Consider the following 26,227-nt stretch of genomic DNA (forward strand, 5'->3'; position numbering starts at 1 on the left):
GAATGTGATGAAAGAGCTTCGGGTAGAGCATTTAACGAAAACCTATGGGGAGAAGACCTTATTTCAAGATATTTCCTTTATGATCAAAGAACGAGACCGCATCGGTTTGATTGGTATCAATGGAACCGGCAAGACGAGTCTGTTAAATATATTAGCTGGCGTAGACAGCGGTGATGGTGATGTACCGGCAATTGTGACCTCAACTGACTATCAAATCGGTTATCTTTCACAAAGTAAAACGTTTGACCCGCAGTTGACGGTAGCTGAGGCTGTTTTCCAAGGCGATACGCCGATTTTACGAGCAGTCCGCTATTATGAATTGGCGCTACATCGCTTAAGTGAGTCTGGTGACGATCCAGAAGCGCAACGGATGTATACTCAGGCTGAAGAACAAATGAACAAAGCGGATGCTTGGACAGCTGACACCGATGCGAAAATCATCTTACAAAAGCTGGGCATCAGTCAGTTGCATCAAACAATTGGCTCTTTATCCGGCGGTCAGCAAAAGCGAGTCAGCCTAGCGCAAGTTTTGATTGAATCACCGGACCTGTTACTTCTAGATGAGCCCACCAACCATTTAGACTATGCGGCTATCGAGTGGCTTGAAAGTTATTTAGCCCAATACCGGGGCGCCGTCATGGTGGTGACCCATGATCGCTATTTCTTAGATAAAGTCACGAATCGTATTTTTGAGTTGTCCTTTGGTCGCCTTTTTGAATATCTCGGCAATTATCAGGCGTATATCCAACAACGGGCTGAACGGGAACGGGTTGAAGCGGATCAAGAAGTGAAACGCAAGCAACTGTTCAAACAAGAATTGGCTTGGATGCGCGCGGGGGTCCAAGCGCGGGGCACCAAACAACAAGCACGGATCAATCGCTTTGAAGATTTGAAGGACAATCTTCATCAAGTCAAAAATACTGAGGCTGTTGAGCTAGACTTTGCGACGCAACGCCTTGGCAAAAAAGTCTTAGAAATCAAAGACGGCTCTTATGCGATTGAAGGAAAAGTATTGCTGAATCATTTTGATTTATTGATTCAAAAGCAGGAACGCTTAGGCATCACTGGCGAAAATGGTGCCGGCAAGTCAACACTATTGAATATTTTAGCTGGGCGTTTACCGTTAGATAGTGGTCTTTATACGATTGGTGAAACCGTCAAGCTGGCTTATTACACGCAACAGAATGAGGCTATGGCGCCAGATAAACGCATGATTGCTTATTTGCAAGAGGCTGCAGAAGAAGTGCGGCGACAAGATGGGACCACGATTGGTGTGGCAGAATTGTTGGAACGCTTTTTATTTCCTCGTTCGATGCACGGTACCTTGATTGGCAAGCTTTCCGGTGGTGAAAAACGCCGCCTTTACTTATTGAAACTTTTGATTGGTCAACCCAATGTCTTATTGCTGGATGAACCCACCAACGATTTGGATATCGAGACGTTGACGGTTTTAGAAGATTATTTAGAAGACTTTCCGGGTGCGGTAATTGCCGTTTCCCATGACCGCTATTTCTTAGATAAAACGATGGAAAAATTACTAGTCTTTAAGGGCGCTGGTGTGATTGAAACATTCTTTGGAGTGATGTCAGAGTACCTGGCACAAACGAAAGAAGTTGCTAAAGCATCTAAAGAAGTACCCAAGGCGGCCGTAACAGTTGAAGCTACTGCGAAAGTAAAGAAAAAGCTTACGTATAAAGAGCAGCAGGAGTGGGCTACCATTGAAGAAGATATCGCCCAATTAGAAGAAAAAATCACCCAGCTGACAGCGGACATGAATAAGACTGGCTCTGATTTCGGCAAGCTGCAGGATTTACAACAGCAGGTGGATACAAATGAACAAACACTGGAAGAAAAGCTGGCACGTTGGGAATACCTCAGCGAGTTTGCGGATTAGGAGGCTGACATGGAACAAGCATACTTAGATCTAGGCCAAAAATTATTGTTGGAAGGACACCAAAAGGGTGACCGCACGGGAACCGGTACCCGGAGTTTATTCGGTTATCAAATGCGTTTTGATTTGGCTGAAGGCTTTCCGCTATTGACCACTAAGCGAGTACCTTTTGGATTAATCAAAAGCGAATTATTGTGGTTTATTAAAGGCGATACCAATATCCGCTATTTATTACAACATAATAACCACATTTGGGATGAATGGGCCTTTGAACGCTATATTCAAAGCTCAGACTACCAAGGACCTGATATGACAGATTTTGGTCATCGCAGCTTAACCGATGCAGCCTTCAATGAGGTCTACCAAAAAGAGATGCAGGACTTCTGTCAGCGAATTTTAGATGACGAAGAATTCGCAGCCCAGTATGGTGAATTAGGTAATATTTACGGTTCTCAGTGGCGTCATTGGGAAACCAAAGACGGTAGCTTTATTGATCAGCTGCAAAATGTCATTGATATGATTAAAACAACGCCTGATTCACGTCGTTTGATTGTTTCCGCTTGGAACCCTGAAGATGTGCCATCTATGGCGTTACCACCTTGTCACACCTTGTTCCAATTTTATGTGAACGAAGGCAAATTAAGCTGCCAGTTGTATCAACGGAGCGCCGATGTCTTTCTTGGCGTGCCATTTAACATTGCCAGCTATGCTTTGTTGACGCATTTGATTGCTCATGAAACTGGCTTAGAGGTTGGTGAATTTGTGCATACCTTAGGCGATGCGCATTTATATAATAATCATATCCAACAGATGGAAGAGCAGTTGGCCCGGACCCCGCGTGCGTTGCCGACTTTAGTACTGAACCAAGAAAAAACGTCGATTTTTGATTTTGATATGGAGGATATCAAGGTAGAAAACTATGATCCTTATCCAACCATCAAAGCACCCATCGCCGTCTAAAGGAGAACAATATGTTAGCAGCAATCTGGGCACAAGATGAGAATGGCTTGATTGGCAAAAATGATCATTTGCCTTGGCGTCTTCCCAATGATTTGAAATTTTTTAAGCAGATGACCGAGAACAATACGTTAGTGATGGGCCGCAAAACCTTTGAAGGAATGGGCAAACGACCACTACCGAACCGCACAACTATCGTGTTAACGCGAGATAAGGCATATCAGGCAGAAGGTGTCCTGGTAATGCATAGCGTTGCAGATGTGACCGCCTACGCTGAGACTTTTGACGGTATCACCTTTATTGCGGGAGGTTCGCAAGTGTATGAGGACTTCTTGCCAATTACAGATGTCCTGTACCGTACGGTGATTCATGAAGCTTTTGAAGGCGATAGCTATTTTCCACCGGTGGATTGGGATCAATGGAGTATGATCAATATCAGCCAAGGGGAGCAAGATGAAGAAAATCCCTATCTTTATCAATTTGAGACCTATCAACGAAAAACACAAGAATAACTGAAAAACCGGCGTCCTTTTGATAAGGCGCCGGTTTTTTGAATTAAAAAAGAGCCCGTTCAGCGGACTCTTTTTGTTACGTATAAAATAAAACGGAGAAATACATCAGCCCCGCGCCTAGCATGACAAACAAGTGCCAAACCACATGCATGAAGCGAACATTTTTCAAACTATAAAACAAGGCGCCCAGAGTGTAGGATACGCCACCTAAGACTAATAGCAGGATGCCTTTAGGCCCTAGTGAGCTGTATAGAGCAGGCGCTGCCGTTAGACATAACCACCCCATGATGATATAGATGATCGTTGAAATTTTGGAGAAGCGCGTAGTTTTATGCAGCCAGATGGATTTGTAAATGACACCTAAAATAGCTAACAGCCAAATGACAACGAATAACGTCCAGCCCTGCCAACCACGAATACTCAACAAACAGAAAGGAGTATAGCTACCCGCAATCAATAGAAAGATTGAGCTGTGGTCGAAAACTTGAAATACCTTTTTGGCTTTGGTGAAAATCAAGCTATGGAAAAGTGTCGATGCCAGAAACAATAAAATCATAGTAGCACCATAGATGGCGTAAGATACGACGTGGACCGCTGAACCCAGACGCGCACCCTTGACTAATAGCACGACTAAGCCGGCGATACTGAGACCTGTTCCGATACCGTGTGTGACGGCGTTCAACACTTCATTGACGATGAGATACTTTTTAGAAAATTTTGCTTTTTCCATGAAATCCCCATCCTTCCTCTTAATTTGATGAAAAAATGAGATAAGTCTGTTATACTAAAAACAGAGAAAACCTTGGATTCATTCTACCATGAATCGGGGTCCTTTTTAAAGAGAGAGTGATGAAATCAATGTCGAAAGTGAAAATCGTAACGGATTCTTCCTGTACTATGACAAAAGAAGTCCGCGATCGTTTAAATATCCACGTCATGCCGTTATCGGTCATGATTGATGGCGTCGTGTATGCGGATGATGACCTGCTAGAAGGCGAAAAATTCATGGAAATGATGGCGACCGCCAAAGCATTACCCAAGACGAGCCAACCGCCAATCGGCCAATTTGTTGACCTCTATGATGAATTAGGCAAAGATGGTTCACCCGTCGTTTCTATCCATATGACAAAAGGCTTAAGCGGTACGGTAGAAGCAGCAAGACAAGCTAGCAATCTTTCCAGTAGCCAGGTGACAGTCATTGATAGTGACTTTACTGACCAGGCCTTAGCCTTCCAAGTAATCCGAGCAGCGGAACTAGCTGAAAATGGTGCTTCTGTGGAAGAGATTTTGGCGGAAGTAGCCTTCGTGAAGGAACATTCGAAACTGTATATTGGTATTTCAACGTTAGACAACTTAGTCAAAGGCGGCCGCATCAGTCGCGCAACTGGGATGCTGTCTAATTTATTCAACATGAAGGTTGTCATGGCCTTTGATAACACCGAATTAGTACCTGTAGTAAAGGGACGTGGCGGCAAGACTTTTACTAAGTGGATCGAAACACTGAAAACGGAGTTGCAGCAAGCCGGAAGTATTCGCCAAATCGGGATTTCTCATGCTGATGGGTTGGAAATTGCGCAAGAGATTAAAGCCGCGTTACAACCATTGTTCCCTGAAATGACGATTCCAGTACTGCATACTAATCCTGTGATAGCGACCCACACCGGTAAAGGCGCTTTCGCTGTCATGTACTATACGGACTAATGAAAGATAGTTGGACCTGAGGAAATTTGTTCCTCGGGTCTTTTTGCCGCGCCGCAGTTGACGAAAGACTGGAAAATCGTTAGAATGTGGCATTAACAACTAGTTTGGAGGAAACGATAATGAAAACTATCCAGCGTTGGCTATTTCCTCTTTTGATCGTAGCGGTCACTGCTCTTATTTGCGGATTGGCCATTTCGGTAGTCTTTCCGAAAGAAGAAGGCTCGTTGATTTCGACAGCCAAACAGCAAAATTCGCAGCAAAAAGAATTGATCCATTACACCGCTTTAGGAGATTCCTTAACGCAAGGCGTCGGGGCCTCCCTTAAAGGCGGCTTTGTACCGATGGTGGTGCAAGACTTGACGGACACCTATCGGCTGAATGGAGTGGAAGTGGACAACTTTGGCAAAAATGGCGATCGCAGCGATCAAATTTTGAAAAGATTGCAGAAGAATGACGAGATCCAAAAAAGTTTGGCAAAGGCGGATATTATTACGCTGACGTTCGGCGGTAATGACCTTATGAAAGTCATCCAGCAAAATATTTTTGGTGATCTGACCGTTCAAACCTTTGATAAGCCCTTAGTAGACTATCAAGACTCTGTACGAGCATTACTAAAAGAAGTGCGGAAATATAACCCAAACGCCCCGATGTATATTCTGGGGATTTATAACCCTTTTTATCTTTATTTTCCGGAAATCACACAAATGCAATCGATTGTTACCAACTGGAATCTAGGGACGGAAGCCGTCGTCAAAGAAGAACAGCGTAGCTATTTCATTCCTATCAATGACCTATTGTATAAAGGAATTGATGGTAGTATCGGTGTGGAAGGGGAAGGTGACGGAACCTCTGCAAGTGGAACTCCGGATATTAAAAACAATGTGATTTATGAAGAAGATCACTTCCATCCTAATAATCTTGGCTATCAGTTGATGGCGCGTGCCGTCAAGGAAGAACTGGTAAAAACCAAGGGTGAGTGGTTGGAGAATGGAGCGGTAGACTAAATGAAAAATTACATCAAGCAAAATCCTTGGCGTCTCGCCTTTTTAATATTATTAGGCCTCGTGATTGGTTCCGTTGCCGTAATCGGCTATCGCGTCACACAAATTCGCGAACCTAACTTGCCACCGGCGCAAACCGAAGTTAGTCGAGAAGGTACTTCGGTTATGCGGATGGAGTCGAATAAGGAAGACGTGAATCGGTTGATTCAATTCTTTCTGGAAGATTTTCAAAAAGACGCTAATGTTAAGATGAAGTTCTATTTAGAAAATGAAGCTTTGTTGAATGGGACCTTTAAGGTATTAGGCTTTCCCGTACAGTTCTATCTTTATTTTGATCCTTATGTGATGGAAGATGGCAATGTTCAGCTGAAGGCCAAGAGCTTATCCATTGGGGCCTTAGGCTTGCCTATTGGAGATGTGATGAAAGGGATTCAACGGGAATATGACTTGCCCGAATGGATTGTAGTGGATCCAGATGAAAAAACGATTACCTTGCGTTTAGACCAATTCCAACTAGCAAATGGTCTCTTTGTCAAAGCAGAAAAAATAAATCTGGTAGATGATGACATTCGTTTTGATGTTTATCTACCAAGTAAGTAGGTGCAAAAATGAAGGAACAAGCAATTTTTGCCGGTGGCTGTTTTTGGTGTATGGTAGAGCCATTTGACCAGCAGCCGGGAATTATCGAGGTTGTTTCCGGCTATACCGGCGGTCATGTAACAAACCCGACCTATGAACAAGTGAAAGCCCATGAAACTGGCCATACAGAAGCAATCCGTATCACCTTTGATCCAGCAGTTATTTCCTATGAAGAGCTGGTGGCCATCTATTGGCAGCAGACTGATCCAACTGATGCCTTTGGCCAATTTCAAGACCGAGGTGACAACTACCGTCCGGTCATTTTTTACGCCTCTAAGGAACAGCAACAAACGGCTGAAGCAAGCAAAGCGCGTTTGGCGGCAAGTGGTCGCTTTACGGAACCTATCGTCACAACAATTGAGCCGGCAGCGCCTTTTTATTTAGCCGAAGAAGAGCATCAAGATTTTTATAAAAAGGATCAGGCACGTTACCAGAAGGAGCATGAAACGCGCCAAGAATTTCAGCAACAACATTGGGAGGCATTATGAGAAGAAGTTTTTACCACTATTTAATGACACTGCGGGGACCTAAAAAGACAGATGCAATCCAAGCCTTTGCGAATGCGGCTAGTCATGACAGTCAATTTCCTAAGCAGTCGGAGGACTATGATGAAATTTCCAGTCACCTGGAACTTGATGCCGACTACATCGAAAATATGCATTTGTTCGATCAAGTGTGGGAATTATATGTAGAAAATAATCAATAGTCCCTTTTTCTTTCCCGGCTCTCATGCTACACTGGGAAAAATCGCAAGTTGAAAGGAGGAACTGCATGTCTAAACAAGTTCCTTTACATCAATATTTGATCTCCATCGCCTGTACTGCTTTTTTAGTCGGAGGTGCGAGTTACATCTATTTTGATCAGCAATACCAACACCAGACTGCCGAAGTCAAAACGACCAGCGAGCTGGCCGAGGTAGAATCTTTATACGAAGAGATTCAAAGCAATTACGTAGGAGACGTAGATAAAAAAGCGTTGGTTCAAGGCGCCTTAAAGGGCATGACCTCAGCTTTAGACGATCCCTATTCCAGCTATTTAAGTGGCGATGAAGCGCAGGAACTGGATGAAACCATCTCTGGCAGTTTCGAAGGCATCGGGGCTTCTCTTTCTATGGAGAATGAGCGACCGACAGTCTCACAAGCTCCTGTTTCAGGCTCTCCTGCTGAAAAAGCCGGCTTGCGCACGGGAGATGTCATTCAAAAAATTGATGATGAGTCTGTTTCAGGTCTGAGCCTAAACGACGTCGTCAAAAAAATCCGCGGACCTAAAGATACACAGGTTAAACTAGAAGTTGCTCGTGATGGCGAAACCTTCTCCGTAGCCATCAAACGCGATACGATTCCAGTAGATACCGTCATTGGGGAGCTAGATCATGAGCATCCAACGATTGGTAAAATCCGCATCACGACCTTTGGTGAAACCACCTCTAATGAGTTGATCAAAACAGTGGATCAATTACGAAAAGAGGGCGCGGAAAGATTCATTCTAGACCTACGACAAAATCCTGGTGGTCTTTTAAATCAGGTCCAACAGATTGCTAGTATGTTTTTGGAAGACGGCAAAACGGTGGTTCAATTTGAGGATAAACAAGGAAACCGTCAAGCGATTACCGCGAGTGAGTCATTAGATAAAGGCTATAAAATCACGGAGCCAGTCGCAGTCTTAGTAGACGGTGGCAGTGCCAGTGCAGCCGAAATCTTTGCGGCTGCTTTGAAAGAATCGGCAGGTCGTCCGGTGATTGGGACCCAGACCTTTGGAAAAGGGACCGTTCAAACTGTCAAAGCTTTAAATGGTGAGGAAGACGGCGAGATCAAGCTGACGATTTTAAAATGGTTGACACCAGACGGCGAATGGCTACATGAAAAAGGCTTAGAACCAACCATCAAAGCAGATTATCCCGAGTATGCGTATTTAGCACCAATTTCCCGCGAGAATAGCTACCGAATTGGCGACACCTCTGATGAAGTGAGCAAAATAAATCAAGTTTTGGCGGCCTTAGGGCATAAAACCACTGGTAAAGAATTCACAGAAGTAACACGCGATGCTGTAATGGAAGAACAAAAGCGGGCTGAATTGGATCCGACCGGTGTCGTGGATAATCAAACAGCCACTGCTCTAGAACAAGGCTTAGTAAAACAGATCCAAGCTCATGACGTACCGTACGAAACAGCCGTCAAAGAGTTAATGAAATAGTTGAATACCGGATACCTTTAGTGAGGTATTCGGTTTTTTGTTGCAGATGTTCAGTGAAACTCGGGAAAAATCGTGAAATCACTCGACCTTTTGTAGATTCATCAGTATAATAAGAAATGTTGAAAAAATACGGAAGGAATGGCCCCTTTGAACCGAAAACTATTAGACCGCTTTTGGCTGGTTGTGAAATACGCGCTCGTCGCGGTCGTACTTGTCTTCATCATTAGAGGGTTTATCCTGATTCCAGTACCAGTAGATGGAAACTCGATGGAGGACACCCTAAAGCAGGGCGATATGATCCTGATGGAAAAATTTACCGATATCCAGCGTTTTGATGTTGTGGTATTCCAACTACCTGATGGCAATATTTATATCAAGCGTATTATTGGTCTTCCTGGTGAAAAAGTCGATTATATTGACGATCAGTTGTATATCGATGATGAACCAATGGACGAACCATTCTTAACAGCTAATCGGAAACATGATGATGAATCTGCCCCCTTTACTACGGATTTCAAATTGGAGGAGCTGATTGGTCAAAACCATTTGCCTGCTTCAAGCTATTTTGTCTTAGGCGACAATCGGCGCATGTCAAAAGACAGTCGTTCCTTCGGGGTTGTCGATAGTCAATATATTCTAGGAAAAGCCCAGTTTGTTTATTACCCGATCACTCATATCAAATATATTCCCCGTTAAGAGATCATCCCGAGATGGTCTCTTTCTTTTTCTTTTTGTTAGGCAAGTGGTATGGTAAAAGAAAGGAGGGATTCGGATGGATTTTGATGTATTATTTCTAGGCAGTGGTCAAGGGGCCTGGAATGGCGCGATACCGATGGCCAAAGCCGGCCTACGGGTAGGCGTGATTGAGGAAGGACTATTCGGTGGCGTGTGTACGAACCGAGGCTGTAACGCCAAAATCACCTTAGACCGCCCAGTAGACGTTTTAAGACAGTTAGAAGCGCTACAAGGTCAAGGTGTAACAGGTTTACCTAAATTAGACTGGGGCGATGCTATGGCCCATAAACACGCGGTCATTGATCACTTAGCGGCGGCTAATAAACAAAAATTAGAAGACGCAGGGGTGACAACGATTATCGGTCACGGCGTCTTTCAAGATGACCATACCTTAAAAGTGGGAGAAAAAAGCTATACTGCCAAGAAAATCGTGTTAGTAACCGGACGTCTGCCTCACCAGATGGCGATCCCAGGCAGTGAGTTGTTCCACGATAGTACTGATTTCATGGTGATGGCGCAAATGCCGAAACGACTTACTTTGATAGGGGGCGGCTATATTGCACTAGAATTTGCGACGGTGGCCAACGCTTTTGGAGCTGATGTGACTGTCATTTTGCGTGGTCAAACAGTCTTGCACGATTTTTACCCGCCTTACGTCAAGGCTGTCGTGAGAGACCTCACGCAACGAGGCGTCAAATTTCATTATAACGAGACCATTCAGGAGGCCCGAGAAACGAACGCGGGAATCGAATTGTTAGGGGCCAATGGGTACCACCATTTGACCGATTATGTGGTGGATGCTACCGGTCGGGTGCCACAACTGACGGGCATGAATTTTGAAGGAATTGGACTTGCTACGACTGAAGAAGGGATTCCTGTCAATGACTACTTGCAGACGAATTTGGCGCATATTTACGCGATGGGTGATGTGGTGGTAAAAACAGTGCCTAAGATTACCCCAGTAGCAGCGTATGAATCTCAGTATTTAGCGCGCGTCTTTACGGGGCAGACAACAGAGCCAATCCAGTACCCGATTATTGCGCAAACCGTCTTTACTTCGCCACGGATTGCTACGGCGGGGATTTCACCCATGGCGGCCTTAAAGGACCCAGACCGTTATACCATCACTTCAGTGGATTATGCCGATAAAGATTGGTTCCATCAAGTGGGTAATGATCCCATCAACCTAATTACCTTTGTCCATGACCAAGAGGGCTACCTAGTAGGGGTGACAAATGTCGGACCTGATGCGGTGGAAACGGTTAATGGCTTGCTGGATGTCATGAATCAGCATATCAAAGCACCGTCGCAGGAAGAGTTGATTTACATTTTCCCAAGTATCGCCCATTCTTACATGAAATATATCTAAATAACCAAAATGATGCAAAAAAAATACCGCTTTCAAGGGTGTTTCTTTGCACCATTTTTTCGCAACTGCTACTATAAATATGTAAGAAATTGAGAAAATGGAGGGAACAAGATGCGTTATACCAATGGAAACTATGAAGCTTTTGCGCGGCCCAGAAAGCCGCAAGGTATCGAAGATAAACAGGCTCATATCGTAGGTGGCGGACTAGCCGGACTGGCAGCGGCCGTTTTCCTGATTCGCGATGGTCAAATGGCAGGCGATCACATCCACATTTACGAAGAATTATCCCTTTCAGGCGGTTCGCTAGATGGAAAGTTCATTCCCCACGATGGTTTTGTCACACGAGGCGGCCGCGAAATGGAGAATCACTTTGAATGTCTCTGGGATCTATTTCGCTCAGTTCCCTCACTTGAAGTAGCAGATGCCTCTGTCTTGGACGAATTCTACTGGCTGGATCACGATGATCCTAACTCATCTAATTGCCGGATTATTCATCATCAAGGAGAACGGGCAGCCGATGATGGCGAGTTTACCTTGAGTAAGACCGCCCAAAAAGAATTAGTAGAATTGTTCATGACTTCCGAAGACCAGCTGATTGGAAAACGAATTGAAGATGTCTTTGGTGACGAATTCTTTGCCTCCAATTTCTGGCTATACTGGTGCTCCATGTTTGCCTTTGAAAAATGGCATTCTGCTATTGAAATGCGCCGTTACATCATGCGTTTTATTCACCACATCAAAGGCTTACCAGACTTTACCGCTTTAAAATTTACGAAATATAATCAATACGAATCATTAGTCAAACCTTTACTGGCCTTTTTAGAAGGTGAAGGTGTCGACTTCCAATATGAGACCCAGGTTGAGAATATCACCATGGAAATCACCATGGATGAAAAGGTAGCTCGCGGACTTTCTCTCATAAAAGCAGGGGAGAAAAAAGAAGTCCTATTAACAAAACAGGATTTAGTATTTGTGACGAACGGCTCCATCACAGAAAGCTCAACCCAAGGAGATCATCACACTCCAGCGCCGATTACTCACGAGTTAGGCGGTAGCTGGAAATTGTGGCAGAATTTAGCCCAACAATCGCCAGATTTTGGTCATCCCGAAGTCTTTTGTGAAAATCTACCAGACGAAAGTTGGTTTGTTTCCGCAACGGTTACGTGGCAAAACTTCGATATCGAGCCTTATATCGAGCGCTTAACACATCGAAAATTACGGACTGGAAAAATCGTCACTGGCGGGATTATTACCATCAAAGACTCTAATTGGCTTATGAGCTTTGCCACGCACCGACAACCACATTTCAAAGAACAAACGGATCAACAGACGGTAACTTGGGTTTATGGCCTATTATCCAATACGCCGGGGAATTACATTAAGAAGCCGATTGAGCAGTGCAGCGGTCAAGAGATTGTCCAAGAATTGATGTATCATCTAGGTGTTCCTGAAGCAGAAATTAAGCGAATGTCGGAAGAATTATGTGTCGTGATTCCCGTTTATATGCCGTTTATCACCTCTTACTTTATGTTGCGAGAACCTGGTGATCGCCCGTTAGTGATTCCTAACGGCTCCCAGAATCTAGCCTTTATTGGCAACTTTGCGGAAACAGAACGGGATACAGTCTTCACTACCGAATACTCGGTCCGTACCGCGATGGAGGCTGTTTATCGCTTCCTAGATTTAGAACGGGGCGTACCCGAAGTCTATGCTTCTGCCTATGACCTGCGTTCGCTAGCAAATGCGGTTTATTACTTATCAGATAAGAAGAAACTGACTGAAATGGATATGCCGTTTGTGGAGCGGAAAATCGTGGAACGTTTCGTGAAGAAGATTGAGCATACCTATATTGGTGATTTACTGCGGGATAATCATTTGATTTAAAGCTAAAACCGAACACCAATGGATTATGTAGTAACTACTAGTCCATTGGTATTTTTTTGAGAGCTTTAAGAATTCCATAAAGTAGCGGACAAAAGTGTCAATCTGCGGTATCCTTATAAAGGATTACGTATGAAATGAGGAAATCAAATGAGTCGAGTGGAACGTTATAAAGAGATTCATAAACAAGCGAAACCAGAAAAAGCACCACAAATACGAAAAACAATCAAACGACCAAATACGGAACATGCCTATCAAGAAGACCAGGTACCGCTACAAGATGCGCCAGAATATCCAGATTATGATAATCGTGAGCCACGGGGCCCAGGCGGTGGTAACGGTCGCGGCGGGCAACAACCACCTAAGAAAAAGAAAACGCCTAAGCCGAAGAAAAGACGAAAAAAATCTTGGCTGCGCCGTATCCTGCTGGTCCTGCTTTTATTGCTTGCTTTGGCTGTGGGCATGTTTTATAAAGGTCATTTGACGGCTAAAAATGATAAGGAGCTTGTCCCTGAACCGGAGGAAACCTTCAACGGCTTTAAAAATTCGGATGGCTCGTCAAATATTTTGATATTGGGTAGTGATAGTCGCGGCGAGGATGCAGGTCGTGCAGATACGATTATGGTGTTGCAATTAGATGGCAAGACTAAGAAAGCTAAATTGATCTCATTTATGCGGGATAGCTTTGTAGATATTCCCGATGTAGGTATGAATAAAATCAATTCAGCTTATGCATACGGCGGAGCGGATTTAGTCCGAAGAACCCTGAAACAAAACTTTGGTATTGAATGCCGCTATTACGTCAAAGTAGACTTCCAATCCTTTGAAAAGGTCATCGACACGATGTTCCCTGGTGGTGTGCAAATTGATGCTGAAAAAGATATGAGTAAAAACATTGATGCTGATATCAAAAAAGGGGAACGAAAGATGGATGGTCATACACTGTTGCAGTATGCACGTTTCCGGATGGATGAAGAGGGTGACTTTGGTCGCGTGCGCCGGCAGCAGCAAGTTATGAATGCCGTTTTATCTCAAATGAAGAATCCGCTGAATCTAATTCATTTGCCAGAAGGTGCGGGAACTTTAATGGGGTATTTATCAACGGATGTCCCAACAAGCTACATGGTAAAAAATAGTGTGGGCACGTTATTAAAAGCGGCTAATGGTATTGATCGGCTGACGGTGCCGGTCAAGGATAGCTGGGCATATGGCACCTCTGATTATGCTGGTAGTGTATTGGAGCTGGATATGGCGATGAACCAACAAGCGATTACTAAGTTTTTATCTGAATAACAACCCTAACCTGTCTCGGAGACTCTTGCGAGACAGGTTTTCATTGTCATTTTTCATTGAAACATTTCACAGCCTTATGATTTATGGTATAGTTATGGTACGTGTAAAAAAGCGAAACGAGAGGAAGTAAGTATGAAAACCGCGATTGTAACCGATAGTACAGCGTTTCTTCCTGAACGCGTGAAAGAACATAAAGATTTATTTATTATTCCGATTCCTGTTATTTTAGATGGTAAAATTTACAATGAAGGCATTGATATCGAGGCTGACGAATACTACACTCTATTGAATAGTAGTCAAGAATTTCCTACCACTTCACAACCAGCAGTGGGCGAGGTTTTGGCATTATATGAACAACTGGCAAAAGATGGTTATGAAGCGATTATTAGCATCCATCTATCTTCAGGTATTTCGGGCTTCGTCAATACTTTACACGCTTTGACGGATGCTGTTCCTGGTGTTGCGATTTATCCGTATGATTCTAAAATCACAAGTACACCGATGGGACACATGGTAGAAACCGCGCTAAACATGTCAGAAGGCGGCAAATCATTGGAAGAGATTTTTGCTAAACTAGATGAGATTCGTGACAACACCTATGCTTACTTAGTAGTCGAAGATTTGAATAATCTTGTGCGAGGTGGTCGCTTGACGAATGGTGCAGCTTTGATTGGCGGTTTGCTAAAAATCAAACCGGTATTGACTTTTGAAGAAGGAAAGATCGTTTTATACGAAAAAATTCGTTCCACTAAGAAGGCCTTTAACCGCTGTGAAGAACTACTGGGCATGCGACAAGAAGAAATCGGCATTCCTGGTAAATTATGGGTTATCCATGCAAACAATCTTGAAGTAGCAGAAGCAGAAAAAGCCAAACTTGCAGAACGTTACCCTAATGCAACCATTGAAGTCGGCTATTTTGGTCCGGTTATCGGAACGCATTTAGGTGAAAAGGCGATTGGCTTTGCCATTACACCGGAATAAAATGCAAAAACCTGAAAACTAGCTTCAGGTTTTTCTTTTTGACTAATTATTCAGTTTACATAATAAAATTATGATTGATATAAAAAGCAGTTGACTTCTTACGGCTAGCGTTCTATTATAGCAGTACTTGATTTTAAGGGGATGATAGTATGATACGTTTCGTATCATTAGTACCGATTGGTGTTGCTCAGTAACTACGCTTTGTAAGGATTTCCTTCAAAGCGATTCGCAAAAAAGAGAGGAAATCACCATGACAAACATCGCACCACACCAATACTTTTATTTGAAGAAAAATGTTGCACAATTAATCAACGCGTATCAATCAGTCAATGATAAGGAAACAATTGCGACCTTTCAAGCGCAGATTGTAGAAAAAATGACACAGGCAGTCTCAACAGAGTTTGAACCTTTAAAAGACTTAATCGATTTCGCATTAAATACCAGTTTAACTAAAGCAAAAGCCCAAGATTACTTTGAATCTTTTAAAAAGTATGTGACCCCGTTTGAGATGCCAACCGCTAAACAGTTGGAAAAAACGTTTAAAAAGGTTAAAAAATTGAAATTGCCTACGGAAGAGATGGATTTGCAGGAAACCAGCTATTTAGGTTGGAACGATCCAGCAACCCAGCGAAAATATCTCCTGTTACGGGAGGAAGGTAAACTAGTAGGCGTCTACGGCAAGTTGGCTACTGGTACACAAAAAGGTATTTGTTCTATTTGTCACTCCACGCAAAATGTTGCCTTGTTCCTAGCAACGACCAAGGCGTCGGCCGACGGAACCTATACTAAAAAAGGAAATTACATTTGTGTGGATAGTCAGAACTGCAACCATCACTTATATGATTTAGAATATTTGCATCAGTTCTACCAAACGGTTAAAAGTTAGTTTCGTAAAAGGCATAAACTGCATAATGCGCAAAAGCTGTGAGAAGATACCTCACAGCTTTTTTGTTTGATTTTTATCAATAAAAACATCTCTGAAAAGGACTGTCTCGTTACATGACCATCCATTTTTCACAATCGTTATTTAATAAGATGGAAATATCTACGTTTTATCATGATAGATACCTTTATGACAGTTTCATGACGCTGATTTTTAGTAATTGAAATAGAACATTGCCATGTTATACTAATAATAAGTATAAGAGAAACAACGCTTTTTAAAGACGGTTTTATAGGAGGCAATATGTATATCAAAAAAGGTTATCTAGTATTTTTCTCATTACTTTGCTTAACGCTACTTATTAGTGTGAGTGTTCTTTTTATGAAATCAAGACCCCGCAGCGCGACCTTTGCTTATAGCGGCACAGTCAGCGAAATAGATGATCACTATATTAAAATTGAGAACAAAGCAAATTCGCGAAACATCGAAGCGTTGTATGTATTCGGTGGAGACAAACTGATTGTGTCAGGGATGGCACATCAAGTTTCCATCGGGGAAAGTGTGACAATAACCACCAACAATGTTGTAGATATTGGTAGCGAAGAATCTTTAACCTATGTGGTCTCCGCAACTCAGCTGCGAGTTAACGAGAAATAATCGGCTTATCGAAAAAACCTTTTAAAAGACCGCTTTATCTAGCAGTCTTTTAAAAGATTTTCGTAATTATTAACTAGTATGTGTTTGTCTAACGCCTTTTTCCAAGAGAATCGTTGCTGCGAATAAAATGAAGCTAAAAATGCCCAGAATATAAGGGAAAATAGCCATACCAAAGTATTGTGAAATGACACCTAACAAGGGTGGTAAGCAGGTAGTACCTACATAAGCTAAACCAACTTGTAAACTCATTACTTGAGTAGAAACGTCAGTACCAAAACGGCGCGGCGTCTCCTGTAACATCGTGGGGAAAATAGCCGCAGAACCAAGCCCCGTTAACGCAAATCCAACTAAAGAGTATTGACCGGGAAGGATCATCAACAGAACGACTCCGATAACAAGTAAAGTTTCACTAACATATAGGATAAAGCGATTGCCAAAACGGAAGGTCATAAAACCTGCTATCAAACGTCCGATCGTGATACTGGCATAATAAGTTGAAGTAATAAAGGCCGCTGTATTTACATGAATTCCTTTCGCATTCACCAAAAAGGTACTACCCCAAAGCCCAATACTAGCCTCAGTTCCTACGTAGAAAATGAACGCTAATAAACTAAATATGACGCCAGGTTTAGTTATCACTTGACGTAAGGTAGTGGTACGTTTCCCTGTCTCTGCGACAGGAACGTGAACCTTTTTCCAAAGTGGAATTGAACGAGTCAGCAATAGAACCAGTAGTAGCTGAATAATACCCAATACCAGATAGCCCATCCGCCAGCTTAAGCTATTACTTAATAGAATACCCATAATGATGGGACCAACTGTCGCACCAATTCCCCAAAAGGCATGGAGCCAATTCATGTGGTGCGCTTTGTAATGAAGATCCACATAATCATTGACTGAAGTATCAATCGCCCCAGCCCCTAATCCTAACGGAATCGCAAATAGTAACAGCATCCAGTAATAATTTGCGGTGCTATACCCCAGCAAACCAATTGCCGTTGCTAGTACACTGAACAGAACCAATTTACCGATACCAAAACGCTCAATCAAGGGAATCGTTTGTAGGCTGGAAAGAATGGTACAAACGGAAACGACCATCGCAATCAAACCGGCTGCGCTAGTGACTAAATGCAGTTCTTGATGCATGGTGGGCCACGCAGTCCCTAAAACAGAGTCGGGTAATCCCAAACTGATAAAAACAAAATAAATAATAATCAATAATTTATTCATAAGACCTCCTCGATTTTATTGTACCGGTTCTCTTCCACTTTGGCGAGAGATGGTATACTAGAATTATCTCAAAGGAGGGCATTATGACAAAATCTTTTAAACGACTACTCGCAATCATCGTAACCGTTCTTTTGCTTACCATAGTGGTTCTTTGTCAAAAACATGATACCCATGAAATAACTGGTTATTTTTGGGATCAAAAGCTTGCGGCTGGCCCACGCCTGACTTCTCAAACTAACGATTTAGGACAACAAATAGCATCCTATGAATGGTATCAATTACCTTCTGATCAACTTGAGAACGGTGATTATGTACAAGTAACTTATCGCGGCGCTATTATGGAGTCTTATCCTATGCAGTTTCAAGAAATAATCGCAGTTGAGAAACTTCCCGCAGGAGAATAGTCGGAAGGAGCAAAGCATGAAGGTTTATCCTATCACCATTAAGCAAGCCCATAGTTTTTTAGTAGAAATAAATGATTTTTATTTTGCTATTGATGCCTCATGGCCATGCCATCTATACGATTATTTGCGAGAAATGAAAAGAACCGGACTAGAGCCGAAGAAAATTCGTTATTTACTGGTCACTCATTTTCATATGGATCATGCCGGCCTAGTAGAAGAATTGAAAAATCTGGGTACTGAATTTCTCGTCTTGGCTGATCAAGTGCCTTTCATCCAACCAATGGAAGAACAAATCGCACGCAGTGGTACGTGCCCAGGTTATCAGCCCATTGATTTAGAGACTTCTAAAATTTTCTCACTGCAAGACCTGAATGATTTTTTGTTGGATCAAGGCATCCCTGCCCAAGTAATACCTACAAAGGGTCATTCAGAAGACAGCATATCTATCGTTTTCAAGGATGGTACTGCGTTTGTCGGCGATTTATATAAAAAAGAATGGCTTACGACGGAGGACTATGCTGGCCAAGCAAGCTGGCAAGCCTTGGCTGCAGCAAAAGCGACGAAAATCTACCATGCCCATGGTGAAATTCCACAAGATGAGCATAATACCTAAGAAAAACGGATCGGCATAACAGCCAATCCGTTTTTTCATTTCATGATTTTACTTAAAACAAAAGATAATCCTAACCAACCGCAAATACTGATAGCAATCGTAATGAGCCAACCCGTAACATTATGTTCAAGCGGCAAGGGCATATTCATTCCAAAAAAGCCTGTAACAATCGTGGGGACTGTTAAAAGAATGGACAAGGTAGTCAAAATTTTCATAGTGTCATTCAGGTTGTTGTTTAGAACATTATTATAAGTAGCGGATAGCTGTTTTAAAATTTGTGTGGCTAATTGTGTCATTTCCACTAGCTGTTTCGCCTCGATAATCGCATCTTCTAACTGTTCCTTTTCTATTTGGTCCAATTGTCGGTAAATTGAGAGCGTTTTGACTTGCTCCAATAAAATCGCATTTTGCTTAGAGGCAGAAACGAAATAGACAAGTCCAGTTTCTAAGTCAGACAGACCTAACAAGTTTTGCTTGGTTGTTTTTTCCTTCAACTTATCATTCGTTCGATTACGCTCGCTATTCATTTCCTCTACTAAAGGGAAGTAGCTGTCAGCAATCAGAAACAAGGTAGAGAATAAAAATTGAAACAGCGAATTACTGCGGTGACTCTCTAAATAGCGAGTCATTAAATCAACTACATAGACATTCTTGCTGTTAGATATCGTCACCAACTGACTATTACGAATTAGGAAGGTAATCGGAATCGTTTCATAGTGATTGTCGATTTTTTCTAACTTAGGCACGTTAAAAATCAAAATAAACGTATCACTCAAATCATCATATTCCACCCGTGCTCGTTCATTGATATCCAATGAATAAGCCAGTATCTCTTCATCCACACCAAACTCTTGCAGAAAAGTAATATTTTTTGTTTCATCTGTATCAAAATTGATCCAAAGCAGATCTCCGTCTGCACCGAAATATTCTTTTTTATTCATTTCACGCCTCCGTTCTTGAAGAATTATAGCATAAGTTTGAATCTAGACGACTTTGTAAGAGTGTATCAGCAAATTACTTGAAAAACATCTATATTAGAACTATTAAAATTTTATTAAAAACAACTTGATATGGTAAGATAGATATAAAGCGGTTGCATTTTTGTGATTAATAAAACAGAACACAAAAAAAGCGCCGAAACAGCGCCACTTAAAAGGTTATTACGGTCAAAGCCTTATTTTAACTTGCTATGTTGATTTGAATGTCACCAACAACTAAAGTATATCAGAAAATGAGGATTTTGCAATTAAAAACATTGTACGAGGAGATGATAGTATTGAGAAAAGATTATACCATCGGCTTAGACATCGGGACGAACAGCGTAGGTTGAGCGGTACTAACAGATGACTACAGTTTAGTAAGAAAGAGAATGAAAATCAAAGGTGCCAGTGATAAACCATACATAAAGAAGAATTTCTGGGGAGTTCGTCTCTTTGATGAAGGCAAAACAGCTGAAAAACGTCGAGGCAGTCGTACCACTAGAAGACGGTTACGACGGAGAAGAAATCGTATTGAGTATCTGCGTGCTTTTTTTGCCGAAGAGATGGTGAAAGTAGATCCTAATTTTTTCTATCGATTAGATGAAAGTTTTTTAGTTCTCGAAGATAAGTTACATGAACGACATCCTATTTTCACCACAGTTGAAGAGGAAATAGCTTATCATCAAGAGTTCCCGACCATTTATCATCTTCGGAAAACATTAGCAGATAGTGACGAAAAAAGAGACTTAAGGATAGTATATCTGGCCCTTGCTCATCTCATTAAGTATCGTGGGAATTTCTTAATCGAAGGTAAATTGAATACTGAAAATTCTTCAATCAACGAAACATTCAAACTATTTTTACAAGTCTATAACCAGACTTTTACCTATCAAAATGATGGCAGTTTTATTAATCATCTTGATGAAACAACAGAGGTGGAATTTCCATTTACGGAAAAAGTTTCTAGATCCAAAAAAGCTGAGAATGTACTTAAATTATTCCCTAATGAAAAAAGCAATGGTACTTTCATGTTATTTCTTAAACTGATTGCAGGAAACCAGGCGAATTTTAAACGTACATTCAACTTGGAGGAGGATGCAAAACTGCAATTCTCTAAGGAAGAATATGAAGAGGATCTGGAAAATCTATTAAGCCTCGTGGGAGACGAGTATAGTGATGTATTCGCCGCTGCTAAGAATGCTTATGACGCAGTAGAGTTGGCAGGAATCTTAACTGTAAATGATCGCTCTACGAAAGCAAAACTTTCAGCCAGCATGATTGAACGTTATGAACAGCATCAAGAAGATTTGAAAAGATTTAAGCTGTTTGTCAAACAAAATTTGCCAGATAAATACGCAGAAGTATTTAATGACTCTGGTAAAAAAGGCTATGCTGGATATATTGATGGAAATAATGTAAAACAAGAAGAATTCTATAAATATGTTAAAAATTTGATAGAAAAAACACCAAATGCGGATTACTTCTTAGCAAAAATTGAACAGGAAGATTTTCTTCGAAAACAACGGACATTTGATAATGGCGTAATTCCACATCAGATTCATTTGGAAGAATTAAAAGCGATTATCCATAATCAACAAAAGTACTATCCATTTTTGCAAGAGTTTCAAGCACAAATTGAATCGCTTTTAACTTTTAGAATTCCATACTATGTCGGTCCTTTGGGTACTGGAAAGGGTAAGTTTGCTTGGGTTACAAGAAATTCAGATGAAGCTATCAGACCATGGAATTTTGCGGAGGTTGTTGATGCAGACCAATCTGCAATCGACTTTATTGAACGTATGACAAATTTTGATAGCTATCTCCCAAATGAAAAAGTCTTACCCAAACACAGTATGCTGTATGAAAAATATGCAATTTTTAACGAACTAACGAAAGTGAAATATATCGATGATCGTGGAGTGGAAGCTAATTTCTCAAGTGAAGAAAAGCAGCAAATTTTCGCAACTTTATTTAAGAAAAAGCGACGCGTAACCAAGGCTGACTTAGAACACTTCTTACGTAATCATTACAATATTGAGACGGCTGAAATAGTAGGCGTTGAGCGAGAATTCAATGCGAAATATAATACCTATCATGATTTCCTAAAGATTGGTATCGATTCACAATTTTTAGATGAGCAGTCAAATGAGGAAATTCTGGAAGATATTGTAAAAATTTTAACTGTTTTTGAGGACCGTCAGATGATTCGTAAACAGCTGGAAAAATATCATGATTATTTTTTGGAAAAGACAATGAAGAAACTAGAAAGACGTCATTATACGGGATGGGGTCGCTTATCAAGTCAGCTGATTAACGGGCTTCGTGATAGTCATAGTGGCAAGACTATTCTCGACTACCTGATGGACGATGATGATATCCCTAAAAATCGCAATCGGAATTTTATGCAGCTAATCAACGATGAGCGCCTTTCTTTTAAAGAGTCTATTCAAAGGGCACAGGAAAAAGAAGATCATGGCAGCCTACATGAATTAGTGCAAAAAATACCAGGTAGTCCGGCTATTAAAAAGGGAATTCTACAAAGCCTTATGATAGTAGATGAATTAGTTAAAATCATGGGATATCGACCGAAAAATATTGTAGTGGAAATGGCTCGAGAAAATCAGACGACTGATCAAGGGCGCAGAAATTCAAATACTCGGTTACGAAATTTGGAAACTGCCATGCGCGAATTAGGAAGTAAAATTCTGACAGAATATCCTACTGATAATCAAGAATTGCGTAATGACCGGATTTATTTGTACTATTTGCAAAACGGCAAGGATATGTATACTGGTCAACCACTGGACATCAATAATCTTGTTAATTACGATATTGATCATATTATTCCTCGGAGTTTTACCACAGATAATTCAATTGATAATCGCGTTTTGACAAGTTCTGCTGTGAATCGTGGTAAGAAAGACGATGTTCCTAGCGAACAAGTGGTCAATCGCATGCGCAGAATGTGGGAATCATTATTGAAATCAGGACTAATTAGTCAAAGAAAATTCGATAACCTAACTCGTCTTTCTTTGACGGAAGAAGACAAAGCTGGCTTTATTCATCGGCAACTAGTTGAGACCAGACAGATTACGAAACACGTTGCACAAATATTGAATCAGAGATTTAATAATGGCGAAGAAAAAGTCTCCATTGTCACTCTAAAATCCGCTTTAACAAGTCAGTTTAGACGAGAATTTGAGATTTATAAAGTTCGTGAAGTGAATGATTACCATCATGCCCATGATGCATACTTGAATGGGGTAGTGGCACTATCCTTACTTAAAGTTTACCCGCAGTTAAAGCCAGAGTTTGTTTATGGAGAGTATCGTAAATACAATTCCTTTAAAGAAAATAAAGCAACAGCGCGCAAGCAATTCATGACAAACCTGATGCGTTTCTTCGCCTCAGGTGAAATCATTACAGACACAGAAACAGGGGAGATTCTGTGGTCACCGGATATGATCAAGAAAATTAGACATGTCCTAAACTATCGTCAAATGAATTTTACAAAAAAATTGGAAAACAGAGCCTCAAATGAAGAAGGAAAACTGCTATATAAGGAGACTATTAGTGGTAGAGGCGGTACAGGAAAGAATCAAATTAAGTCAAGGTTCAAAAGAAGTGATGGCAGTATTATTCCTTTAGCTATCAAGAATTATGGTGGCTATACTGAAGAAAAGGAAGCATTTATTACGTTGAAAAACAATGAACTATTTTCTATAAAAAGAACGAGCTTAGACAAAGAGTTATATGATTTTAGAATTTTACGTAATCAGATCTTCTATCAACCGGAAGGACATTATAGAAGTGTTTCCAGTTTAACTGATTCAGGTAAATGGAATCAGTTCTTTTTGGAAGAGTATTTAGTGAAATACGTTTACTTTATAAAACAGTACGAGAAGCTTATCGAGGATGAGAAAGCTTTTATTGACAATAATCGTTCCTACTTTGATTTAATTCGAGAAAAAATCTATACGTTTATTCAATTAAACCAATTAGCGGATATTTCTAAATTGTCTATCCCTATCAATCGGACAGTTATTCAAGAAAGAGATATATTATTTGTGCTATTCAATATCGCTAGTAAGGGAACAACAGAGGCAGGAACGTATCAGAATGAGCATGAAAAAAAGATTACACTTATTCCTCGAACGAGATATAGAGCTAAAAAAGATATTTTGCGAATTGGTGAATCTATTCTTATTGATTACTCTATTACAGGTCTCTATGAGACTAGAAGAAAGCTAGGTGAGTAAATGGGTTGGCGAACGGTGGTGGTTAATAAACATTCGAAATTGTCGTACAAAAATAATCATCTAATTTATAAAACAGTTAGTCAGAGTGAGATGATCCATTTGTCGGAAATAGATATTTTGTTGTTGGAGACAACCGATATCTCAATCACAACCATGCTAATCAAACGACTAACAGATGAAAATATCGATCTAATTTTCTGCGATGATAAGCGTTTGCCTATCGGAAGAATCTCCTCGTTTTATGGTCGCCATGATAGTACTTTACAATTGCAGAAGCAGATTGAATGGGATAAGAAGCTGCAAGGAAGCGTATGGACCAATATCATTGCTCAAAAAATCAGTAACCAAATGATCTATTTGAGGGCATGCGGTTTTGAAGAAAAAGCGAATTCCTTAAAGAACTTGTTGGAAGGATTGGAAATATTTGATCCAACAAATCGAGAAGGACATGCAGCGCGCATCTATTTTAATACACTCTTTGGGAATGACTTTACTCGTGAATCTAGTAATGCGGTGAATGCGGGATTAGACTACGGTTACACCTTGATAATGAGCATGTTTGCTAGAGAAATCGCAAAATCAGGCTGCCTAACCCAGTTAGGGCTTAAACATTCAAACCAATTCAACGACTTTAATCTTGCCAGTGATTTGATGGAGCCTTTTCGGCCCCTGGTGGATCAAATCGTCTATCAACATCGCACGGAAGATTTTCCAGTGATAAAACGGATGCTATTTACTCTTTTTACGGAGAATTATTCCTATAATAAACAAGCAATGTTTTTGACTAATATCATTAGTGATTATACGAAGAAAGTGATTCGTGTGTTAAATAATAAAGCGGAAGGAGTTCCTGACTTTAGGATATGAGTTATCGTTATATGAGAATGCTTGTAATGTTCGACATGCCCACTGATACAAGTGATGATAAAAAAGCTTATCGAAAATTCCGGAAATTTCTAATTAGTGAAGGTTTCATCATGCACCAGTTTTCAGTTTATAGTAAGATATTATTGAATGGTACCGCAAAGACGGCGATGATAGCTCGTTTAAAGCAGAATAATCCCCGAAAAGGGTTAATAAATATTTTAACCGTTACAGAAAAACAGTTTTCTCGAATGGTATATCTAAGCGGAACTAAGGATGAATGTGTGGCAAATCAAGATGAGCGATTGGTTTTTTTAGGTGACGCCTATGATCTTTCTTAATTATGATTTATTAGATAAAGCAATTGAGATTGATAAAAACACGATTTTTGTCGTGGAAGAGATTCGCGCTTTTGCGGATCTTATCAAGATGGTCTATCAATATAATGAAATGAGTGAGCTGAAATTTTTTGGTGATAACCAAAAAAATCTAAAAGCAGCTGAAATCATGGTAGTTTCAGATATACTTGGTTATGACATTAACTCCGCTGCAGTACTGAAGCTAATTTATGCTGATTTAGAACTACAGTTAAGTGAAAAGCCTGAAGTGAAATCAATGATAGACAAACTGACTGCTACAATCAGTGAACTTATTGGCTATGAACTATTAGAACATGAGTTAGATTTAGAGGAGGATGAAATTACTGTAAATGAGCTGTTTAAAGCATTAGGAATTAAAATTGAAACTACAAGCGATACTATTTTTGAGAAGCTTATTGAAATTGTGCAAGTTTATAAATATTTGTCTAAAAAGAGATTACTCATCTTTTGCAACGTGTATGCTTATTTGGCAGATGAAGAGCGATCCGAATTGCGGGAGTATATTGAACTAAGTAACGTCGATGTTCTCTTTATTGAACCTCGAAAAGTATCTGGAGCGATGCAAGTAATTTTGGACGAAGATTTTTTTCTAACCGAAAAAAACGTGTAACCGATAATTGTTCTTTGACAACTAAATAGTAATACCAACAATTAATGCAATTTGAGACATTTAAAACTAAAGTCTTGCTATGGATGAATAGCGCGATTACGGAACTTCGAAAAAGTCTACGAGGTTTTAGAGCTATGCTGTTTTGAATGTCTCCAAAACAGTCATCTTAGCTACTTTGAGGTGACTAATGTTTT

Annotated in this window: 24 protein-coding genes, 1 pseudogene and 1 CRISPR repeat array (1 of these 26 cut by a window edge); of the genes and pseudogenes, 22 read left to right on the forward strand and 3 right to left on the reverse strand. The window is 40.9% G+C overall.

The genetic code is table 11. The features are described 5' to 3' along the window. Nucleotides 1-7 precede the first annotated feature (7 nt). The 3 genes from ECA01S_RS00520 to ECA01S_RS00530 are packed head-to-tail and all read left to right on the forward strand — an operon-like array spanning nucleotide 8 to nucleotide 3,360. Nucleotides 8-1,894 carry an ABC-F family ATP-binding cassette domain-containing protein gene (locus ECA01S_RS00520; RefSeq protein WP_067389498.1) on the forward strand — a complete coding sequence of 629 codons (1,887 nt, stop codon included), beginning with the start codon at nucleotides 8-10 and terminating at the stop codon, nucleotides 1,892-1,894. A 9-nt stretch (nucleotides 1,895-1,903) separates the two neighbouring features. After that, nucleotides 1,904-2,851 carry a thymidylate synthase gene (locus tag ECA01S_RS00525; RefSeq protein WP_067389507.1) on the forward strand — a complete coding sequence of 316 codons (948 nt, stop codon included), beginning with the start codon at nucleotides 1,904-1,906 and terminating at the stop codon, nucleotides 2,849-2,851. A gap of 11 nt (nucleotides 2,852-2,862) precedes the next feature. Continuing rightward, nucleotides 2,863-3,360 (forward strand): dihydrofolate reductase, encoded by a 498-nt coding sequence (locus ECA01S_RS00530; protein ID WP_067389509.1) that lies wholly within the window; start codon nucleotides 2,863-2,865, stop codon nucleotides 3,358-3,360. Nucleotides 3,361-3,436: 76 nt separating this feature from the next. Here the strand turns inward: ECA01S_RS00530 and trhA are convergent, their stop codons facing one another. Beyond that, nucleotides 3,437-4,090 (reverse strand): PAQR family membrane homeostasis protein TrhA, encoded by a 654-nt coding sequence (gene trhA / locus ECA01S_RS00535; protein WP_067389511.1) that lies wholly within the window; start codon nucleotides 4,088-4,090, stop codon nucleotides 3,437-3,439. A 128-nt stretch (nucleotides 4,091-4,218) separates the two neighbouring features. Between trhA and fakB (ECA01S_RS00540) the strand changes: the two genes are divergently transcribed. From fakB (ECA01S_RS00540) to ECA01S_RS00600, 13 genes are all read left to right on the forward strand, one after another. After that, nucleotides 4,219-5,061 (forward strand): DegV family protein, encoded by an 843-nt coding sequence (fakB, locus tag ECA01S_RS00540; protein WP_067391054.1) that lies wholly within the window; start codon nucleotides 4,219-4,221, stop codon nucleotides 5,059-5,061. 119 nt (nucleotides 5,062-5,180) lie between these two features. Then, nucleotides 5,181-6,065, forward strand: a complete 885-nt coding sequence (locus ECA01S_RS00545; protein WP_067389515.1) for an SGNH/GDSL hydrolase family protein — start codon at nucleotides 5,181-5,183, stop codon at nucleotides 6,063-6,065. Then, on the forward strand, nucleotides 6,066-6,662 hold the full coding sequence (locus tag ECA01S_RS00550; RefSeq protein ID WP_067389519.1) for a YpmS family protein: 597 nt from the start codon (nucleotides 6,066-6,068) through the stop codon (nucleotides 6,660-6,662). A gap of 8 nt (nucleotides 6,663-6,670) precedes the next feature. Next, a complete protein-coding gene (msrA, locus tag ECA01S_RS00555) occupies nucleotides 6,671-7,189 on the forward strand; it encodes a peptide-methionine (S)-S-oxide reductase MsrA (protein ID WP_067389521.1) in 519 nt (172 codons plus the stop codon). Next, complete coding sequence (locus ECA01S_RS00560; RefSeq protein ID WP_067389523.1) at nucleotides 7,186-7,407, forward strand: YozE family protein; 222 nt, start codon at nucleotides 7,186-7,188, stop codon at nucleotides 7,405-7,407. Before msrA ends, ECA01S_RS00560 begins: the two co-directional genes overlap by 4 nt. A gap of 65 nt (nucleotides 7,408-7,472) precedes the next feature. Next, nucleotides 7,473-8,894 carry a S41 family peptidase gene (locus ECA01S_RS00565; protein WP_067389525.1) on the forward strand — a complete coding sequence of 474 codons (1,422 nt, stop codon included), beginning with the start codon at nucleotides 7,473-7,475 and terminating at the stop codon, nucleotides 8,892-8,894. Between the two features lie 147 nt (nucleotides 8,895-9,041). Next, complete coding sequence (lepB, locus tag ECA01S_RS00570; RefSeq protein WP_245631177.1) at nucleotides 9,042-9,590, forward strand: signal peptidase I; 549 nt, start codon at nucleotides 9,042-9,044, stop codon at nucleotides 9,588-9,590. Between the two features lie 76 nt (nucleotides 9,591-9,666). Beyond that, nucleotides 9,667-10,998: a dihydrolipoyl dehydrogenase family protein gene (locus ECA01S_RS00575; protein WP_067389529.1), complete on the forward strand. Its 1,332-nt coding sequence runs from the start codon at nucleotides 9,667-9,669 to the stop codon at nucleotides 10,996-10,998. A gap of 111 nt (nucleotides 10,999-11,109) precedes the next feature. Continuing rightward, nucleotides 11,110-12,882 carry an oleate hydratase gene (locus ECA01S_RS00580; RefSeq protein ID WP_067389531.1) on the forward strand — a complete coding sequence of 591 codons (1,773 nt, stop codon included), beginning with the start codon at nucleotides 11,110-11,112 and terminating at the stop codon, nucleotides 12,880-12,882. A 147-nt stretch (nucleotides 12,883-13,029) separates the two neighbouring features. Continuing rightward, the gene (locus tag ECA01S_RS00585) at nucleotides 13,030-14,172 is read left to right on the forward strand and encodes an LCP family protein (protein WP_067389533.1); all 1,143 of its coding nucleotides are present in this window, start codon (nucleotides 13,030-13,032) and stop codon (nucleotides 14,170-14,172) included. Nucleotides 14,173-14,304: 132 nt separating this feature from the next. Then, on the forward strand, nucleotides 14,305-15,153 hold the full coding sequence (gene fakB, locus ECA01S_RS00590) for a DegV family protein (RefSeq protein WP_067389535.1): 849 nt from the start codon (nucleotides 14,305-14,307) through the stop codon (nucleotides 15,151-15,153). 250 nt (nucleotides 15,154-15,403) lie between these two features. Then, nucleotides 15,404-16,039 (forward strand): FusB/FusC family EF-G-binding protein, encoded by a 636-nt coding sequence (locus ECA01S_RS00595; protein ID WP_067389536.1) that lies wholly within the window; start codon nucleotides 15,404-15,406, stop codon nucleotides 16,037-16,039. Nucleotides 16,040-16,417: 378 nt separating this feature from the next. Further along, a complete protein-coding gene (locus tag ECA01S_RS00600) occupies nucleotides 16,418-16,693 on the forward strand; it encodes a hypothetical protein (protein ID WP_143139556.1) in 276 nt (91 codons plus the stop codon). A 69-nt stretch (nucleotides 16,694-16,762) separates the two neighbouring features. Here the strand turns inward: ECA01S_RS00600 and ECA01S_RS00605 are convergent, their stop codons facing one another. After that, on the reverse strand, nucleotides 16,763-17,923 hold the full coding sequence (locus tag ECA01S_RS00605; RefSeq protein ID WP_067389540.1) for an MFS transporter: 1,161 nt from the start codon (nucleotides 17,921-17,923) through the stop codon (nucleotides 16,763-16,765). Between the two features lie 83 nt (nucleotides 17,924-18,006). Between ECA01S_RS00605 and ECA01S_RS00610 the strand changes: the two genes are divergently transcribed. Continuing rightward, nucleotides 18,007-18,327, forward strand: coding sequence for a hypothetical protein (locus tag ECA01S_RS00610; protein ID WP_067389541.1), 321 nt, complete (start codon nucleotides 18,007-18,009; stop codon nucleotides 18,325-18,327). 16 nt (nucleotides 18,328-18,343) lie between these two features. Next, nucleotides 18,344-18,940: an MBL fold metallo-hydrolase gene (locus tag ECA01S_RS00615; protein ID WP_067389542.1), complete on the forward strand. Its 597-nt coding sequence runs from the start codon at nucleotides 18,344-18,346 to the stop codon at nucleotides 18,938-18,940. A 35-nt stretch (nucleotides 18,941-18,975) separates the two neighbouring features. On the opposite strand, the gene ECA01S_RS00620 is transcribed toward ECA01S_RS00615, so the two are convergent. Further along, nucleotides 18,976-19,881, reverse strand: coding sequence for a magnesium transporter CorA family protein (locus ECA01S_RS00620; protein ID WP_067389543.1), 906 nt, complete (start codon nucleotides 19,879-19,881; stop codon nucleotides 18,976-18,978). A 335-nt stretch (nucleotides 19,882-20,216) separates the two neighbouring features. On the opposite strand from ECA01S_RS00620, the pseudogene cas9 reads away from it, so the two are divergent. From cas9 to csn2, 4 genes and pseudogenes are all read left to right on the forward strand, one after another. Further along, nucleotides 20,217-24,179, forward strand: a pseudogene (cas9, locus tag ECA01S_RS00625) (type II CRISPR RNA-guided endonuclease Cas9). Continuing rightward, on the forward strand, nucleotides 24,180-25,046 hold the full coding sequence (gene cas1, locus ECA01S_RS00630) for a type II CRISPR-associated endonuclease Cas1 (RefSeq protein WP_067389545.1): 867 nt from the start codon (nucleotides 24,180-24,182) through the stop codon (nucleotides 25,044-25,046). After that, on the forward strand, nucleotides 25,043-25,384 hold the full coding sequence (gene cas2, locus ECA01S_RS00635; protein WP_067389547.1) for a CRISPR-associated endonuclease Cas2: 342 nt from the start codon (nucleotides 25,043-25,045) through the stop codon (nucleotides 25,382-25,384). The genes cas1 and cas2 overlap by 4 nt, the downstream gene beginning before the upstream one ends. Further along, complete coding sequence (gene csn2, locus ECA01S_RS00640; protein WP_373277532.1) at nucleotides 25,371-26,033, forward strand: type II-A CRISPR-associated protein Csn2; 663 nt, start codon at nucleotides 25,371-25,373, stop codon at nucleotides 26,031-26,033. Before cas2 ends, csn2 begins: the two co-directional genes overlap by 14 nt. Before the next feature lie 123 nt (nucleotides 26,034-26,156). Further along, a CRISPR array of direct repeats spans nucleotides 26,157-26,227; the repeat unit is 36 nt; unit sequence GTTTTAGAGCTATGCTGTTTTGAATGTCTCCAAAAC; it runs 625 nt beyond the window's last position.

The sequence above is a fragment of the Enterococcus canis NBRC 100695 genome (assembly GCF_001544375.1).
Lineage (GTDB): Bacteria > Bacillota > Bacilli > Lactobacillales > Enterococcaceae > Enterococcus_H > Enterococcus_H canis.